A 15567-nucleotide genomic window follows, 5' to 3' on the forward strand; every position below is an offset into this window, starting at 1 on the left:
TCATGACGGGTATTGTCATTGTCGTGCATGCACCATTGGGCGAGGCGATGCGTGAGTTTGCCGTCCACGTGCTGGGCGAGGCAGGCAACCGGATGTCTGTGCACGATATCCAGCCAGAGGACATGCCCGAGGAGCAGGTGCCTTCCCTGTTGAGTGCCATCCGGGCTGCGGACGAGGGGCAGGGTGTGTTGGTGCTGACCGATTTGATTGGCGCTACCCCTGCCAATATTGCCAAGCGTGCCGTCGCGGAGGCCCAGGCGCTGGGCACGCAATGCTGTGTGGTGGCTGGGTTGAATACTTCGATGTTGTTGCGGGCCTTGACCTCGCGTGATCAAGGCCTGGCGCAGGCGCGAGCCAAGGCATTGGCCGGCGGCGTGCAAGGTTGTTTACAGGTAGACTGACTCTATGCCGATTTCTGACATCATCATCTCTAACAAGCTGGGCCTGCACGCACGAGCTGCCGCCAAATTGACGCAATTGGCCAGCAAGTTCGGCAGTGAGATTTTCATTTCCCGCGGTGCGCAGCGTGTCAACGCCAAAAGCATCATGGGCGTCATGATGCTGGCTGCAGGCAAGGGGATTACCGTACGTCTAGAGGCCTCAGGAGGCGATGCCGAGCAGGCGCTTTCTGAAATTCAGAACTTGTTCGACAGCAAATTCGGTGAGCACGAATAACCCTAGCCTGGAATGTCCCGTGACGGCGGCTCCTGCTGCCGTGAATAGTGCCGTGGTCGCCTTGCAGGGCAAGGGCGTGGCGCGAGGATACGCGATAGGGCGTGCGGTGGTGATGGGAGCCGCCTCTCTAGAGGTTGCTCATTACCGTATTGCCCCAGAAGACGTTGCCGCAGAAAGCGAGCGCCTGACACAGGCGCTGACAGTTGCTTTGGCGGATCTGCAGCAAATGGCCGATAGCCTGCCGGCAGATGCGCCGCGCGAGCTGGGTGCGATGTTGAACGTGCACTGCTTGTTGCTGGCCGATCCCTTGTTGGCCGAGCAGACCCGAGCACTGATCAGCGAGCGTCATTACAACGCCGAATGGGCGTTGGCTGCCCAGGGGCAGATTCTGGGCGAGCAGTTCGAGGCCATGGAGGACGAGTATCTGCGTGAGCGTGGCGCGGATGTGCGCCAGGTGATCGAGCGCGTGCTGCAAGTCTTGTCTGGTAACCCGGTGATCTTGCCCGACGCCGGGGACCTGGATGGCGACGATCCTTTGATCGTCGTGGCGCACGACATTTCTCCGGCCGACATGCTGCGTCTGCGGGGCGGTCGTTTTGCGGCCTTTGTCACGGATCTGGGTGGCCCGACATCGCATACTGCTATTGTGGCGCGCAGCATGGGCGTGCCGGCGGTAGTCGCTTTGGGTCACGTGCGAGAACTGGTGCGCGACGGCGATACGGTCGTTGTGGACGGCGCCACGGGCGCCGTGCTGGTGAACCCTTCGCCGCGGATGCTGCAGGAATATCGCGACCGTCAGGTGGCTTATGCCGCCGAACGCGCCGAGTTGGCGCTGCTGCGCGATGAACCCGCCGTCACGCTGGACGGTATCGACATTGTGCTCCATGCCAACATCGAGTTGCCCGATGAGGCGGAGGCGGCGTTGGCTGCGGGGGCGCATGGCATCGGCCTGTTCCGCAGTGAATTCCTGTTCATGGGACGTCATACGCTGCCCAACGAAGAAGAACAGTACCAGGCTTATTCCTCTGTCGTGCAAACCATGGCGGGGCGGCCCGTGACCATCCGCACGCTGGACATTGGCGCCGACAAGACCTTGGACGAAGAAGCCACGGTCGCGATGAACCCCGCGCTCGGACTGCGAGCGATTCGCTATTGCCTGGCTCACCCTGACATGTTCGCGACGCAATTGCGCGCCATTTTGCGGGCGTCGGCGCATGGTCATGTGCGGCTGCTGCTGCCCATGGTGGCGCATATGCACGAGGTCCGGGCAGCGTTCGCTGCGATCGAGGCGGCCAAACGAGAGCTGGACGCACGTGGCCAGGCCTACGCCGATCGGATCGAAGTCGGTGCCATGGTCGAGGTGCCCGCCACTGCGATTGCGATTGAGCCTTTTGCCGAGGCCCTGGATTTCCTGTCCATCGGCACCAACGACCTGATCCAGTACACCCTGGCCGTTGATCGGGGGGACCATGACGTGGCGAGCCTATATGACCCCCTGCATCCTGCCGTATTGCGGCTGGTCGCCAATACGATCAACGTCGGTGCCCGTATGGGCAAGCCCGTGGCGGTATGCGGCGAAATGGCGGGAGACGCGCGTCTGACGCGTCTATTGCTGGGACTCGGCTTGACCGAGTTTTCCATGCATTCCCAACAGATTCTGGACGTCAAACGCGAGATTTTGCGTGCTCATAGCAATGACCTGCGAGTCAAGGTGGCTACGCCGTTAAATCGCGCGCTGCGCGTCGATCTGGATCGCCTGGGATAGCGATACGGCAGATTTTGTTGCATTGCACAAAATCCTAAATCCTGGTGATGTTGCTGGTTTGCCATAGTGGAATATGGCTTATGTTGTGCTGCAACAAAACTGGGCGTAAGATGACTCTTGTGGTTCCCTTTCATTCTTCTCAAGGAGTAGGTCATGGAAGTTTCCACAAGCAGGGCTACGGGGCCGGGCAAACCGGCCGGCGGGGCGCCAGGCGGTTGGCGTGGTTTTCGGGATGGCGTGACCCATTTCCTGGAAGCCATCGGAGAAATACTGCACGGCATGGATGAGGCCCGCCAGGCTCATCCGATCATTTCCTCTTGCCGCACCGTACGCCGCTAATCTGGCTTATCTGCCAGCTAGACAAAATGCCAGCGCTAGCGCTGGCATTTTGCTTTATTGCCTCCAGTCATTACTGATGTCCATTGGGCCTTCCTTGGGTCCTAAAACACCTATTTGTGGAACCCGCCTCTGGGCGAGGGCTGTGTTCCGGCAAAATAACGTCTTGTTTTGGATATCATGCGTGGTGCCGATGTGCGCCCGTTCATTATTTTTCACTACTCTGCTGGACTCCTTCATGCCCAACCGTTTATTGCGCCTGGCCGCGTTGGCCGCCACTATTGCGCCTTTGCTATCTTGGTCCGCTCATGCCGAGGTCGTGATCGGGGTCGATATCTCGTCGACCGGTCCCGCCGCTGCGATCGGTATTCAGACCAATAATGCAGTACGCCTGTGGCCGGCGACGTTGGGGGGAGAACCCGCACGGTATGTCATTTTGGACGACGGCACGGATGTGAGCCGCGCGGTAAAGAATTTCCGCAAGCTGACCTCCGAAGACAAGGTCGACGCGATTGTCGGCCCTAACATCACGGCATCCGCCCTGGCCGGCCTGGATGTCCTGGCTGAAACGGGCACGCCCATGGTCGCCCTGGCCGCCTCGGCGGTCATTGTGGAGCCAGCCGACGATCCCAAGCGCCGCTGGGCCTTCAAGATGCCGCAAAACGACTCGCTGATGGCATCGGCGCTGGTGGACGATATGCGTGCGAAAGGTATCAAGAACGTCGCGTTTATCGGGTTTGCCGATTCCTATGGCGATAGCTGGTGGACGGAATTCAACGCGGCCGCGGGCAACGATATCAAGGTCGTCGCTCAAGAGCGCTTTCAGCGCACCGATGCGTCAGTGATGGGACAGGTGCTCAAGGCGATGGCGGCAAAACCCGATGCAATTTTGATCGCCGGCTCGGGGACGCCTGCGGCGCTGCCACAAAAAACCTTGGTCGAGCGCGGCTACAAAGGCCCCATTTATCAGACGCACGGCATCGGCACGCTGGAGTTCCTGCAAGTGGGCGGCAAAGACGTCGACGGTACACTGTTTCCCACCGGCCCAGGGGTCGTGGCGCGAGAGCTGCCGGACAGCAACCCGGTTAAATCGGTGGCAGTGGCGTTTGCTGACAAATACGAAGCTCAGTACGGTTCCAACAGCCTGACGCAGTTTGCCGGGGATGCTTATGGGGCATGGATGCTGCTGGATTCTGCGGTGGGACGCGCTCTGAAAACGGGCGCCAAGCCAGGGACTCCCGAGTTCCGCGCGGCTTTGCGCGATGCTCTGGAAAATACCCGTGATTTGGTGGTCCCCAATGGAGTGCTGAATATTTCCAAGACCGACCATCAGGGCTTTGATGAGCGTGCCCGCGTAATGGGCGTCATTCGCGACGGGCGTTTTTCTTATGCGCAATAGGCGATAGGAATGTCTTGCCGCCTGACAGGCGGCTTCGTGTTTTTACCCCATAAAGCACGGCAGCGAAAAATCGCTGCCGTTTTTTTTCGCCCCAAGACGGCCACTGCGGCGTCAATGCCGGGGATGCGGGTACGATTTTTGTCATCATATACTTTGTGTTGAAATGATTAATTGACGTACTATTTCGTGTGAATTAGTTCTGTACATAAATATTCTGAGAGGGAGCCTCGCATGACACACATTCTGAAGACGACCAAATGGGCTGTATTGGCGCTCAGTCTTGGGTTGATGGCGGCATGCTCCGATTCGGACTCCGATGACTCTGCCGCGAAACCCTCTGCCGCTAATAACCCGCCGGCTGCGCAAAGCACGCTGGAGGCCGCCAAGGCCGCAGGGACAATACGCATCGGCTACGCGAACGAAGCCCCCTATGCGTATATGGATAGCAATTCCAATCGCATTACTGGCGAGGCGGTGGAGATTGCGCGCGTGGTGCTCAAGCGCATGGGCATCAACGAGGTCGAAGGCGTGTTGACCGAGTTCGGCTCGTTGATCCCCGGCTTGCAGGCCAAACGTTTCGACATCATTGCCGCGGGCATGTATGTCACGCCGGAGCGTTGCCAGCAGGCGGCGTTTTCGAATCCCACCTATGGGGTGGGCGAATCGTTCCTGGTGCAAAAGGGGAATCCCAAAAAACTGCATAGCTACGAGGACATCGCAAAGCAGGACGACACGAAACTCGGCGTCGTCGTAGGGGCTATCGAAAGCGAGTACGCCCGCAAGATGGATATCCCGCTGGATCGCGTCGTCGTATTTCCCGATGTGGTGAGCGCGCTGTCTGGTGTGCAGGCCGGCCGTGCCGATGCCTACGCTGCGACCGCGATGACGGTGAACGATCTGATGAACAAGACGGCCACCGGCGATCTGGAAAAAGCCGAGCCATTCACGGATCCGGTCATCGATGGCAAGAGCGTGCGGGGCTATGGAGCTTTTGCATTCCGCAAGGACGATCAAGCGTTTGTCGATGCCTTTAATGCTGAGTTGGCCAAGTTCATCGGTACCGAGGAGCACGCCAAGATCGTCGAGCCGTTCGGCTTTACCAAAGCGGAATTGCCCGGCGACGTGACGGCAGCCAAACTTTGCGCGGGTGAACCGGCCGCTGGCAAATAAGGCGTGGCATTTTCAATGGAAGGGTTCGCCACGCTATTGCCGCCGCTGCTCGACGGCTTGTGGATGACGTTGCGTATCACGGCAGGGGCGGCATTGCTGGCCGTCCCGTTGGCCCTGGCGGCAGGCCTGGCGCGGTTGTCCACGCACCGTATCGTCAGCGCCATCGCGCTGGTCTATGTCGAGGTATTCCGGGGGACTTCTGCCTTGGTGCAGTTGTTCTGGTTTTATTACGTGCTGCCGTTGTTCGGCTTGAAATTGCCTGCGGTGACGGTTGGCATCGTGGTGCTGGCTGCGAACGCGGGCGCTTATGGCGCCGAGGTAGTGCGCGGCGCGATTTTGGCGGTGGCATCCGGGCAGCGCGAGGCGGCAACTGCATTGAATATGACTTCCGCACAATCCCTGCGACGCATCGTGCTGCCGCAGGCGTTTCCCGCGATGTTGCCGCCCGCCGGCAATTTGCTGATCGAATTGCTGAAAAACACGGCGTTGGTATCGTTGATCACGATCACCGATCTCACTTTCCGCGGTCAGATGCTGCGTGCGGAGACGTTGCGTACGACTGAGATTTTCCTTTTGCTGCTGCTGTTGTATTTTGCCGTGGCGCTGGTGATCACGGCGGGCATCCGCTTGTTGGAGCGGAGGTTTCGCGTCCGATGACTCCTATTTTCGATTGGGCATTTGCCTGGGAAATTCTGCCTGCCTTAGGCTCGGCATTGATCATCACGATACAAGCGACCGCACTTGGCATGGCGTTGGCCGTCGTGCTGGGGTTGGTGCTGGCCATGTTGCGGCGTGTGCGTTCGCGTTGGATTTCGATGCCCGTTGCGGTGTTGATCGAGTTCGTGCGCAGCACACCGTTGTTGGTGCAGATGTATTTTCTGTTCTATGTCTTGCCGCAAAGCGGCATGCAGCTGTCGCCGTTGGTCACGGGTATTCTGGCGCTGGGTGTGCATTACGCGGCCTATTGCGCTGAGGTCTATCGCGCCGGCATCGAGTCGGTGCCGCGTGGACAGATCGAGGCGGCGACCGCGCTGAATCTATCGCCGTGGCGCACGGCGGTCGGGGTCGTCCTGCCGCAGGCGATTCCTCCTGTCGTGCCCGCGTTGGGGAATTATCTCGTCGCGATGTTCAAAGACACGCCGTTGTTGTCGGCGATCACGGTGGTCGAGTTGCTGCAGCAAAGCAAAATCATTGGCTCAGCGACATTTCGCTATACCGAACCATTGACGCTGGTCGGGGTGCTGTTTTTGCTGTTGAGCCTGATTGCCGCCTGGGGTGTCCGGCGCCTGGAGGCGTGGTTGAAGAAATTCGGAGGATCAAGATGAGCGCGAGCATTCGCCTGAAGCAACTATGCAAACGTTACGGCGAGCTGGAGGTATTGCGCGGCATCGATCTGGAGATTCCTGCCGGGCAGACCGTGTCGGTCATCGGGCCATCGGGCTCGGGAAAATCTACCTTGCTGCGATTGCTGATGACGCTGGATCGTCCCTCCAGTGGCGAGATTCTGATCGATGATGAGTCGATGTGGACCGATGCGCAAGGACGTGAGATGGGGCCGAATTCGGCCCATGTGCGGCGCGTGCGCGGCAAGATCGGCATGGTGTTTCAACATTTCAATCTATTCCCGCACAAGACCGCGCTGGGTAATGTCATGGAGGCGCCTGTCCACGTTTCCGGCGTGCCTCGTGACGAGGCAGCGCAACGCGCAAAGGAATACCTGGAGCTGGTGGGCCTGGGCGACAAGCTTGACGCTTATCCGGCCCAGCTCTCCGGCGGGCAGAAGCAACGCGTGGGGATTGCCCGAGCCTTGGCCATGCATCCAGAGATCATGCTGTTCGACGAGGTCACGTCGGCGCTGGATCCAGAACTGGTGGGCGGGATTTTGCAGATTTTGCGAGACCTCGCCGCCAAGCGCACAATGACCATGATCATCGTGACACACCAGATGGGTTTTGCCGAGCGCAGCTCGGATCGCACGCTGTTTTTCGATCAGGGCAACATTGTCGAGGACGCAGAATCCAGCGTGCTGTTTTCCAGCCCCAAAGAAGAACGCACGCAGCAATTCCTGCAAACGGTGATCGAGGCGGATTGATGAGGCGCAAACCTGTCGGCGTGATCCGACAGGTCGTATGTTTTACGACACCGATCTAGCGATCAGCGCGTCGCTTCTGCGTAGGCCTGTTGCAGCCCCGCATGCAGTGCGTCGGCGAAATCCTGGCGGGTGGGATCCAGCGCCGACATCAGGCGAGCGAGGACGACGTTGTCTTCTTCGCCTTGCCAGATTTTGACGTAGGTGCCGGTCTTGTAGCCATTTTCCTGGCGGAACAGGTTCAGCACGTTCTTGGACACGTATTGGGTAAAGGCATCCTGCCAGGTCAGTTCGCAACGCGCCATGGTGTGTTCCAGCGTTTTATAGCTGGCACGGCCGCAGACGGCCAGACCACCGATCAGCTCCAGCAGCTGGGGCACATCCAGATCGGGCAGGCGATAGGTGTGGCCGTCCAGTGCAATCGCTTCGGGGGAGGCGAGGTCCGCCACCAGCATGAGGGTGGCATCCGGGGCGGAGCCCGCTGCGGACACGAGTGTGTGCGACAAATAGAAATGCAGGATGTCGATCAACTCCATCTGCACCTGAGGCAGATCGATCGTCTGCTTTTTCCACCATTTCCAGCCGTGGTGTTCCAGGGCTTCGGCGGACTCGACAAAGGCCGCCCGTAGAAAACGTGCACCACCATTCACCCAGTCAGGGTTGATGATGCTGTTGAGGCGGTCTTGCAGGGTCAGCATCGTTGCTGCCTGGGCAGCGGTCAATCCGGCTGGGGTGTGGCTCACGTTCGCTCCGTAAAATCAACTGGCCCGGGGGCCGTAGGCCCGAAATGTTAGCACCAACTGTTTGAGCGCCGAACCCCCGTGTCCGCTCACGTTATTTCTGCGGTTTCCGGCCCATGTGGACGGTCGTGAGCGGCGGCAGCTTGGCCAGGGGCCGGTTCTGTTTCCGGCGCACACCACGAGCGCCCTTGAACAGCATCCATGCGCATATCAATAGAAAAACGACCGGGACCATGCTGTCGAGGTCGAGGCTGCGGGTATTGATGGCCGTGAGCAGTCTATGTGCCGCGTTCCACAGCGCGACAGCGCCTGCGATGCCCAACCCTAACGACAGATGCCGCTGGCCGCTACGTGCTGCCAACGTGGTCGATGGCTCGTCGTCGTCACTGTCTCTCGTTGAGCCAGGGGATGCATTGCGCGTATAAGCGCTTGACGATGTATCTGAGTCTGGCGAATAGGCCGGCGCCGTCGACTTGTTCCGCGGCGCGTAGGAATAAATCGATTCCGGTGCCTCGGCTGGTGTCGTCTCGGTCTGCCGTGCATTCGGCTTGGCATTGCGCTGGCGCGGCAAGACCTGGCCAGGGCTGCCGCTCTGCCGATTCAGCGTCTCGATATAGCGTACGAAATCGCCGTTCTTGGGTTCGCCGTATATGGCCATGGAATGTGTCCGGTGAAATGCAGGCGGAAGGATCTGTGCGGTATCTTAACGCTTGTCGCCGCGGGATGGTCGGGGCGAGTCGGCGCGCGGGCGCCTCGTTTTGTAGAACAATATCCTGAAAATATGGATTCAATTACACAAGCTGTGCTGGGCGCAGGCATTCAGGGCGCATTGCTGGGACGCAGTCAGGGCCGCAAGGCTCTGTTTTACGGTGCTTTGCTGGGCACCTTGCCGGATATGGACGTGCTGGTGCGTTATGCCGATCCGGTGTCGCAAATGACGTTTCACCGGGGGTTTTCTCATTCGGTGTTTGTGCTGACGGCCTTGGCCGGGGTGTTGGCGTGGCTGGTACGTAAAAAGTGGCCGGACGCGCCCTATAGTGGCAGGCGCTTGTTTCTCACACTATGGCTGGTGTTGGTGACGCATCCGGTGCTGGATGCGTTCACGGTGTACGGCACACAGCTATTTTGGCCATTGGCTCGTATACCCGAGAGCTGGTCTGCAGTGTTCATCATTGACCCGGTGTATACGGTGCCATTGGTCGTCGCGGTGCTGGTGGCAACAATCATCGGATGCACGGCGCGAGCCCGAACGGTGCTGGCTGCTGCATTGGTGTTCAGTACGGCCTATCTCGGTATATCGTTGGTGGGGCGTTGGCATGCGGAGGCTCGGGTCGAACAAGCGTTGCGAGAGCAGGGCGTGCAGCCGACGGCAGTGTTGGCAACGCCGATGCCTTTCAATACGCTGCTGTGGCGTGTCATCGCCAAGGACGGTGCGAACAACTACTACGAGGCCGTCAGTGGCTGGTTCGATCGCGATCGCCCCGAGATGGTGCGTTTGCCGCTGCATGTGTCTCAAGCCGGTGTTTTAAAGGGCGTGCCCTTGCATGAGCGCTTGCGTTGGTTCACCAATGATTGGCTGCGCTACGACGAACTGGGCAATCAATTGGTCGTGACCGACTTGCGTATGGGAATGGCAGGCTATTACACCTTTCGCTTTGTCATGGCCGAGCGAGCCACCAATGGCGTTTGGCACCCTGTCACGCCGTACATCTGGCCGAGTGAGCGTGGCGGATGGGCCCAAATGAAAATCGTGCTGGCCCGTATCGTCGATAGCGCGACGCCGCTGCCATTGGCGCAATGGGCCGAGCGTGCGATTCAGCCTGGGCAGGCCGTTGAGGGCCGTCGTCAGTCCGATGAAGTGCAGTAGCCCCCTTGAGCCTGATTGAAACGCAGACGGCAGTCTGGTGACGCTGTGTGAGGCGCTCTTATCGTCGGGCCGCAGGCAGTCGCGCGGCGATTTCCGCGATGAGCCTGCGCGCGGCGTCCAGCTTGGATCCCGCCGGCATCGGATGAGACCCGTGGGCGTCAAAGAGCACCAGTTCTGTCGTGTCGGCATCCATGACTTTGTGCGCCAGATTGCCGACCAGCAGCGGAATGCCTTTGCGTACGCGCTTGGCCTCGGCGTGTTCCGCGAGCTTTTCCGTTTCGGCGGCAAAGCCCACGCACCAGGGGCCCTTGGGCAGCTTGGCGACCTCGGCCAGAATGTCGGGGTTGGGCTCGAACTCCATGACCGGCGCGCCGCCGCCTTCGCTGGTTTTCTTCAATTTTTGATCGCTGACGTTTTTTACCCGCCAATCGGCCACTGCCGCGACGGCGATAAAGACGTCTGCATCATGTACATTGGCCATGACGGCATCATGCATTTGGCGCGCCGTGTTGACGGACAGAGCCGTCACGCCGCGTGGCAAGGGCAGGGCGGTCGCGCCCGTCACCAAGGTCACGCGCGCACCGGCCTCGCGTGCTGCGCGGGCCAGGGCATAGCCGGTCTTGCCGGACGAACGGTTGCTCAGCACACGTACCGGATCGACGGGCTCGGACGTTGGGCCGGCCGTCAGCAGAATATGGCGGCCAGCCAGGACTTTAGGCTGGAAAAAGGCCACCAGGTCCGTCAACAGCTCGTGAGCCTCCAGCATGCGGCCGTCTCCGGTCTCGCCGCAGGCCTGTTCGCCTGATGCCGGGCCCAGCACACTGACGCCATCGGCGCGTAACTGGGCCACATTGCGCTGTGTCGCTGGATTGGCCCACATCTCGCGATTCATGGCGGGCGCTACCAATAGCGGACAGGCACGCGCCAGACACAGCGTCGAGAGCAGATCGTCGGCCAGGCCGTGCACCAGTTTGGCCATGAAGTCTGCACTGGCGGGAGCGATCAAGACCGCATCCGCACCGCGCGTCAGTTCGATGTGCGCCATGTTGTTGCCGATACGGGCATCCCATGCGTCCACGAACACCGGACGCCCCGACAGCGCCTGCATGGTGACAGGCGTGATGAAGTGCGTGGCTGCCTCGGTCATGACGACGTCGACGACGGCGCCTTGTTCTGTCAGGCGCCGCACCAGTTCGGCAATCTTGTAGCAAGCAATACCGCCGGTCAGACCGAGGACGATGCGTTTGCGGGCGAGGTCGAGCATGGGGATATATGAAAATTCCGAATTCCGCCATTATGCGGCAAAAACCCTCTGGCTCGCCCGGCTGCCTGGGGGCGGGCGGTGCTCAGACGTAGCAAGGCCCCTCGATCAGGGGATGTTTGGCCAGGAACGCCGGGTCGGGGCGCAAGCCTATGCCCGGTCCAGCCAGCGGTTCAACGCAGCCTTGAGCATCCAGGCGATAGGGCAAGACGTCCGCCAGGTGGTCGCGAAATGGATTCAACTGGGTCACGTCGGCTTCGAAATAGCCGGGATTGTCGACCGCGCACAAATAGTGGATCGAGGTCGCCATATTGATGGCCGTGGCCGAGGTATGGGGATTGACGGTCAGTTTCTGGGCCGACGCCATGGCGGCGATACGCATCCCCTCTGTGATGCCCCCAGTCTTGGACAGGTCCGGCTGCAAAAATCCCACACTGCCGTCTTCTAACAACGGGCCGAATTCATAACGGGTGTAGTGATTTTCGCCTGCCGCCAGGGGGACACGGCCGAGCCGTGCGGCACTGGCATAGGCGTGCCGGTCCCAGGCGGGAAAAGGCTCCTCCAGCCAACTGACACCGAGTTCTTCGTAGGCCGGCATGACACGGCGCACATCATCCAAGGTGTAGCCCGTGTTGGCATCCACCAGCAGATCGATTTCATCGCCCAGCGCCTGCCGTACGGCGCGCACGCGTTCTACGTCCTGGCGTGCCGTGTCGCCCACACGCAGCTTCAACGCGCGAAAACCCAGCTCCACCAAGGCGCGAGCCTCGTCAACGAGGGATTCCGGCGCTTGCCATCCCAATGCGATACCGCCCGCATAGGCTTTGATCGGTTTGGGTGTGCCGCCGAGCAATTGGCACAGCGGCCATTGGGTCGCTTGGCAGCGGATGTCCCACAACGCCAGGTCCAGTCCGCTGAGCGCCAGCGCTGCTGCGGCGCCCATGCCGTGGCTGGCCAATTGCATTTTGTAGACGCGATGCCAGACGCCCGCGACGTCCGTGGCGTCCATGCCCAGCACCAGTTCGCGCAGAGTGGTGTCGATCAAACGCGCGATCGCACCGGGACACCGTCCGTGATGGGCCTCGCCCCAGCCCACCAGGCCGTCGTCGGTTTCGACGCGTACCAGCACCGCGTCGCGTTTGACGCTGCGGCCGATGCCCAGGCGTACTGATTTTTCAGCAGGAACAGGAAAGGAGATGGGCACGGCGCGTATGTCGGCAATTCGCATGACGGATCTCACGAGGTAGATTGAGGGGAGGACAGCACATGAGGGTTGACGATGTTGGGTGCGGGGTCGCCACGCAATAGCGCCAATAAATTGGCAATCGCGCCTTCGCTCATGCGCCGCATGCTGGAATCGGTGATGCCTGCAATGTGCGGCGTCAACAGCAGATTCGGGACATCGAGTGCCGGGCTGTCCGCAGGGAGCGGCTGAATGTCATGTACATCCAGCGCGGCTCCGCCTAAATGGCCGCGGCGCAAGGCATCCAACAACGCAGCGGTCTCCACGACGGGGCCGCGCGACACATTGATGAGTATTGCGCCAGGCTTCATGCTGTTGATCATGCCGGCATTCGCCAGCCCGCGCGTCTCATCGGTCAACGGGCAGCACAGCACAACGATGTCAGCGTTGGCGAACAAGGCCTCTCGCGCAGCGGGCTGTACGCCCGGCGGCAAGGATTCCGGACGGCGGGTCAGGCCCAGCACCGACATGCCCAGGCCCGCTGCGGCCTGCGCCAGCCGGCTGCCGATTGCGCCTACCCCTACGATGCCGCAAGTCATTCCCTCCAGTTCGGCGGTGTGGTCCGCCAACGGCCGTGCGGCGCTCCAGCCGGCATGACGCAGCTCGGCGTCGATAGCGGCGAGTGGCCGGCGCAGAGTGAGCATGGCCGCCAGGCAATACTCGACCACGGCAGACGTGTTCGATCCGGGAACATTGGCGACGGGGATTCGATGTCGATCGGCTGCCTCCATGGGGATCATGTCCAGTCCGACACCATGTCGCACCACAGCCCGCAAATGGGGAGCATGATCAAAGATATCTGCGGGCAATTGGGCGCGGACGACGAGACCGTGTACGTCCGCAACGTATCGACGCAGTGTGTCCGCGGACGTGTCGGGCGCGATGATCAGATCGACCTGCGCTGCGAGTTTCGGTTGGATATCGGGATGAATAGGATTGGTGAGCAGGACACGAGGCTTAGCTGTCATCTGATGCTCCGGCGGCGACGGGATTGCTTAATGTGCCCAGCTTGCTGAGCGAAATCGACACGGTATCGCCGGCTTTTAACCATGCCGGGGGTTGATGGGCGCCCGCCACACCGGCAGGCGTGCCTGTGGCAATGATGTCGCCTGGATCCAAAGGCATGCGTGCCGAGGCATACTCGATCAGTTCGGCAATGTTGAACAGCATGCTGCGCGTGCTGGACTGTTGCAGGACACGTCCATCGATGTCCAGATGGATATCCAGTGCATAGGGATCCGGGATCTCATCGGGTGTCACCAGCCATGGGCCCAGAGGACCAGACGTAGGCTGATTTTTCCCGCGTACAAAGCCGCTGTCGGCTTTGACCAGTGTCGTGGCGCTGACGTCGTTGATGATGGTGTAGGCGGCCACGTGTTTCATGGCGTGTTCACGCGACACGCGCAAGGCTGGCTTGCCGATGACGGCTGCCAGCTCGGCCTCGTAGGTGACATTGCCTGCATGGGGGAACACGCGAATGACATCATTCGGACCGATCACGGTGCGCCCGGATTTGACGAAGATCACAGGCTCCGCAGGCGAGGCCATGTCGCGTTCGGCTAGCGCATCATGGTAGTTGAACGCGGCACCGACGATCTTGCCGGGACGAGGCAAGGGGGCGGCCAGGCGCAACGAGTGTAGAGGCAGCCGCGCACTTTCATCGATGAGCGGCGCAGCGGCAACACGCTGGGCGATGTTGGCTAGCCCGTACTCGACCCAGCCCATCAGCGTGTCCGGCAAGTCCGCGTAATGCGCCGAGCAGGCGGGATGCCGGACGTCGGCCACCCAGGCGTCCGGGGCCGTGGGATCGCCTGGCAGTATGCCGGGCACGATACGCCCGGCTGCGTCATAGTAGGAAACGAAGCGCATAGTCGTCAGGCCACGCGATATTGATCGAGGATTTCACGCCGTATGTCGATACCCAGTCCCGCGCCGGCCGGCACCTGTACGATGCCTGCCTTCTGCACGATAGGCTCGGTCGACAAATGATCGCGGAACGGGTTCTCGCACTGTTCGAATTCGAGCAGCGGCGGCATGGGGCGAAAGCTCGGCGGTTGGTCCGGCAGGGCCGCCAAAAAGTGCAGCGTGGCCGCCAGCCCGATGGCCGAACCCCATGCATGGGGCACGCATTCGACGCCATGCGCGGCCGCCAGCGTGGCGATCTTGCGGCATTCGCTGATGCCGCCGGCGGCGCATACGTCGGGCTGCACAATGTCCATGGCCTTGCGCACGACCAGATCGCGAAAACCCCATCGGGTAAATTCGTTTTCTCCACCTGCGACAGCCATGTCCAGCGCGCGCGTGACCTCGACATAGCCGTCGACATCTTCGGGCGAAATGGGCTCTTCGAACCATTCCACATTCAGTTGTTCCAGCTCGCGCCCCAGGCGTATCGCGGCCGGCACGGTGAAACAATGATTGGCATCCACCATCAACCGCACATCATCGCCGATGGCTTTGCGTACCGCGGCTACGCGTTCGATGTCCAGCTTGGGCGAACCCAGGCCGATTTTCATCTTTATGGCGGTGAAGCCTTCTTCCACGTAGCCGCGCGCTTCTTCGACGGCTTCTTCGATGAGCCGGTCCATATCGATGAAATACAGGCCGGTCGCATAGGCCGAGACTTCAGTCCGGTGAGCACCGCCAATAAGTTTATGGATCGGTTTGCCGCAGACCTTGCCGATGATGTCCCACAATGCGATGTCGATACCGCTCAGGGCAGAGATCGCCATGCCCTTGGATCCGTAGTCTTTGATACGGTTGTAGAGGTCTTCCCAGATCACCTCTACATCGAAGGCATCGCGTCCCACGATGCGTGGGCCGTATTGCGAGTCGATATAGGCGCGTGCCACCTGGGCGGGGCCATAGCATTCGCCCCAACCGACCACACCGTCCGTGGTTTCGATTTCGACAATGCACGAGCCGCGCGACTTGTACAACCATCCGCGCGATGAGGTAAAGGGACGCTCGACAGGCGCGCTGACAACATGGCAAGTAACTTTCTTGATGGTGCTCACATCCG

17 protein-coding genes are annotated in these 15567 nt (G+C 60.6%); 10 read left to right on the forward strand and 7 right to left on the reverse strand.

Annotation, left to right across the window (positions count from 1 at the left end; all coding sequences use genetic code 11):
* Window positions 1-2: 2 nt before the first annotated feature.
* From ACNA0J_RS14765 to ehuA, 9 genes are all read left to right on the forward strand, one after another.
* Window positions 3-401 carry a PTS sugar transporter subunit IIA gene (locus ACNA0J_RS14765; RefSeq protein ID WP_415819633.1) on the forward strand — a complete coding sequence of 133 codons (399 nt, stop codon included), beginning with the start codon at window positions 3-5 and terminating at the stop codon, window positions 399-401.
* A gap of 4 nt (window positions 402-405) precedes the next feature.
* Complete coding sequence (locus ACNA0J_RS14770; RefSeq protein WP_415819634.1) at window positions 406-675, forward strand: HPr family phosphocarrier protein; 270 nt, start codon at window positions 406-408, stop codon at window positions 673-675.
* Window positions 676-736: 61 nt separating this feature from the next.
* Complete coding sequence (gene ptsP, locus ACNA0J_RS14775; RefSeq protein ID WP_415819694.1) at window positions 737-2440, forward strand: phosphoenolpyruvate--protein phosphotransferase; 1704 nt, start codon at window positions 737-739, stop codon at window positions 2438-2440.
* Window positions 2441-2593: 153 nt separating this feature from the next.
* On the forward strand, window positions 2594-2779 hold the full coding sequence (locus ACNA0J_RS14780) for a hypothetical protein (RefSeq protein WP_415819635.1): 186 nt from the start codon (window positions 2594-2596) through the stop codon (window positions 2777-2779).
* Window positions 2780-3014: 235 nt separating this feature from the next.
* Entirely contained in the window at window positions 3015-4175 is a 1161-nt protein-coding gene (locus tag ACNA0J_RS14785) for an ABC transporter substrate-binding protein (protein ID WP_415819636.1), read from the forward strand.
* 231 nt (window positions 4176-4406) lie between these two features.
* A complete protein-coding gene (gene ehuB, locus ACNA0J_RS14790; RefSeq protein ID WP_415819637.1) occupies window positions 4407-5345 on the forward strand; it encodes an ectoine/hydroxyectoine ABC transporter substrate-binding protein EhuB in 939 nt (312 codons plus the stop codon).
* 15 nt (window positions 5346-5360) lie between these two features.
* Window positions 5361-6002, forward strand: coding sequence for an ectoine/hydroxyectoine ABC transporter permease subunit EhuC (gene ehuC, locus ACNA0J_RS14795; protein WP_415819695.1), 642 nt, complete (start codon window positions 5361-5363; stop codon window positions 6000-6002).
* Complete coding sequence (gene ehuD, locus ACNA0J_RS14800; RefSeq protein ID WP_415819638.1) at window positions 5999-6670, forward strand: ectoine/hydroxyectoine ABC transporter permease subunit EhuD; 672 nt, start codon at window positions 5999-6001, stop codon at window positions 6668-6670. Before ehuC ends, ehuD begins: the two co-directional genes overlap by 4 nt.
* Window positions 6667-7437, forward strand: a complete 771-nt coding sequence (gene ehuA, locus ACNA0J_RS14805; protein ID WP_415819639.1) for an ectoine/hydroxyectoine ABC transporter ATP-binding protein EhuA — start codon at window positions 6667-6669, stop codon at window positions 7435-7437. The genes ehuD and ehuA overlap by 4 nt, the downstream gene beginning before the upstream one ends.
* Window positions 7438-7499: 62 nt before the next feature.
* Here the strand turns inward: ehuA and ACNA0J_RS14810 are convergent, their stop codons facing one another.
* Window positions 7500-8132: a dUTP diphosphatase gene (locus ACNA0J_RS14810; RefSeq protein WP_415819696.1), complete on the reverse strand. Its 633-nt coding sequence runs from the start codon at window positions 8130-8132 to the stop codon at window positions 7500-7502.
* Between the two features lie 136 nt (window positions 8133-8268).
* A complete protein-coding gene (locus tag ACNA0J_RS14815; RefSeq protein WP_415819640.1) occupies window positions 8269-8832 on the reverse strand; it encodes a hypothetical protein in 564 nt (187 codons plus the stop codon).
* 123 nt (window positions 8833-8955) lie between these two features.
* Here ACNA0J_RS14815 and ACNA0J_RS14820 point away from each other — a divergent pair, with 123 nt between their 5' ends.
* Window positions 8956-10041: a metal-dependent hydrolase gene (locus tag ACNA0J_RS14820; protein WP_415819641.1), complete on the forward strand. Its 1086-nt coding sequence runs from the start codon at window positions 8956-8958 to the stop codon at window positions 10039-10041.
* A gap of 58 nt (window positions 10042-10099) precedes the next feature.
* On the opposite strand, the gene coaBC is transcribed toward ACNA0J_RS14820, so the two are convergent.
* The 5 genes from coaBC to ACNA0J_RS14845 all read right to left on the reverse strand — a co-directional run bounded on the left by coaBC (window position 10100) and on the right by ACNA0J_RS14845 (window position 15562).
* On the reverse strand, window positions 10100-11305 hold the full coding sequence (gene coaBC, locus ACNA0J_RS14825) for a bifunctional phosphopantothenoylcysteine decarboxylase/phosphopantothenate--cysteine ligase CoaBC (RefSeq protein WP_415819642.1): 1206 nt from the start codon (window positions 11303-11305) through the stop codon (window positions 10100-10102).
* A gap of 82 nt (window positions 11306-11387) precedes the next feature.
* The gene (locus ACNA0J_RS14830) at window positions 11388-12530 is read right to left on the reverse strand and encodes a mandelate racemase/muconate lactonizing enzyme family protein (protein WP_415819643.1); all 1143 of its coding nucleotides are present in this window, start codon (window positions 12528-12530) and stop codon (window positions 11388-11390) included.
* An 8-nt stretch (window positions 12531-12538) separates the two neighbouring features.
* Window positions 12539-13513, reverse strand: a complete 975-nt coding sequence (locus tag ACNA0J_RS14835; RefSeq protein WP_415819644.1) for an NAD(P)-dependent oxidoreductase — start codon at window positions 13511-13513, stop codon at window positions 12539-12541.
* Window positions 13503-14414 (reverse strand): fumarylacetoacetate hydrolase family protein, encoded by a 912-nt coding sequence (locus ACNA0J_RS14840; protein ID WP_415819645.1) that lies wholly within the window; start codon window positions 14412-14414, stop codon window positions 13503-13505. Before ACNA0J_RS14840 ends, ACNA0J_RS14835 begins: the two co-directional genes overlap by 11 nt.
* Before the next feature lie 5 nt (window positions 14415-14419).
* Window positions 14420-15562 (reverse strand): mandelate racemase/muconate lactonizing enzyme family protein, encoded by a 1143-nt coding sequence (locus tag ACNA0J_RS14845; RefSeq protein ID WP_415819646.1) that lies wholly within the window; start codon window positions 15560-15562, stop codon window positions 14420-14422.
* Window positions 15563-15567: the final 5 nt, after the last annotated feature.

The organism is Bordetella tumbae (assembly GCF_965139195.1).
Classification (GTDB): domain Bacteria; phylum Pseudomonadota; class Gammaproteobacteria; order Burkholderiales; family Burkholderiaceae_B; genus Bordetella_A; species Bordetella_A tumbae.

Excerpts from the sequence above, each read along its gene's own strand:
- ehuC (WP_415819695.1), top strand. The coding sequence starts at position 5,361 with ATGGAAGGGTTCGCCACGCTATTGCCGCCGCTGCTCGACGGCTTGTGG.
- ACNA0J_RS14785 (WP_415819636.1), top strand. The coding sequence starts at position 3,015 with ATGCCCAACCGTTTATTGCGCCTGGCCGCGTTGGCCGCCACTATTGCG.
- coaBC (WP_415819642.1), bottom strand. The coding sequence starts at position 11,305 with ATGCTCGACCTCGCCCGCAAACGCATCGTCCTCGGTCTGACCGGCGGT.
- ACNA0J_RS14770 (WP_415819634.1), top strand. The coding sequence starts at position 406 with ATGCCGATTTCTGACATCATCATCTCTAACAAGCTGGGCCTGCACGCA.
- ACNA0J_RS14780 (WP_415819635.1), top strand. The coding sequence starts at position 2,594 with ATGGAAGTTTCCACAAGCAGGGCTACGGGGCCGGGCAAACCGGCCGGC.
- ACNA0J_RS14815 (WP_415819640.1), bottom strand. The coding sequence starts at position 8,832 with ATGGCCATATACGGCGAACCCAAGAACGGCGATTTCGTACGCTATATC.
- ehuB (WP_415819637.1), top strand. The coding sequence starts at position 4,407 with ATGACACACATTCTGAAGACGACCAAATGGGCTGTATTGGCGCTCAGT.
- ACNA0J_RS14835 (WP_415819644.1), bottom strand. The coding sequence starts at position 13,513 with ATGACAGCTAAGCCTCGTGTCCTGCTCACCAATCCTATTCATCCCGAT.
- ACNA0J_RS14820 (WP_415819641.1), top strand. The coding sequence starts at position 8,956 with ATGGATTCAATTACACAAGCTGTGCTGGGCGCAGGCATTCAGGGCGCA.
- ACNA0J_RS14765 (WP_415819633.1), top strand. The coding sequence starts at position 3 with ATGACGGGTATTGTCATTGTCGTGCATGCACCATTGGGCGAGGCGATG.
- ehuA (WP_415819639.1), top strand. The coding sequence starts at position 6,667 with ATGAGCGCGAGCATTCGCCTGAAGCAACTATGCAAACGTTACGGCGAG.
- ACNA0J_RS14840 (WP_415819645.1), bottom strand. The coding sequence starts at position 14,414 with ATGCGCTTCGTTTCCTACTATGACGCAGCCGGGCGTATCGTGCCCGGC.
- ACNA0J_RS14810 (WP_415819696.1), bottom strand. The coding sequence starts at position 8,132 with ATGCTGACCCTGCAAGACCGCCTCAACAGCATCATCAACCCTGACTGG.
- ehuD (WP_415819638.1), top strand. The coding sequence starts at position 5,999 with ATGACTCCTATTTTCGATTGGGCATTTGCCTGGGAAATTCTGCCTGCC.
- ACNA0J_RS14830 (WP_415819643.1), bottom strand. The coding sequence starts at position 12,530 with ATGCGAATTGCCGACATACGCGCCGTGCCCATCTCCTTTCCTGTTCCT.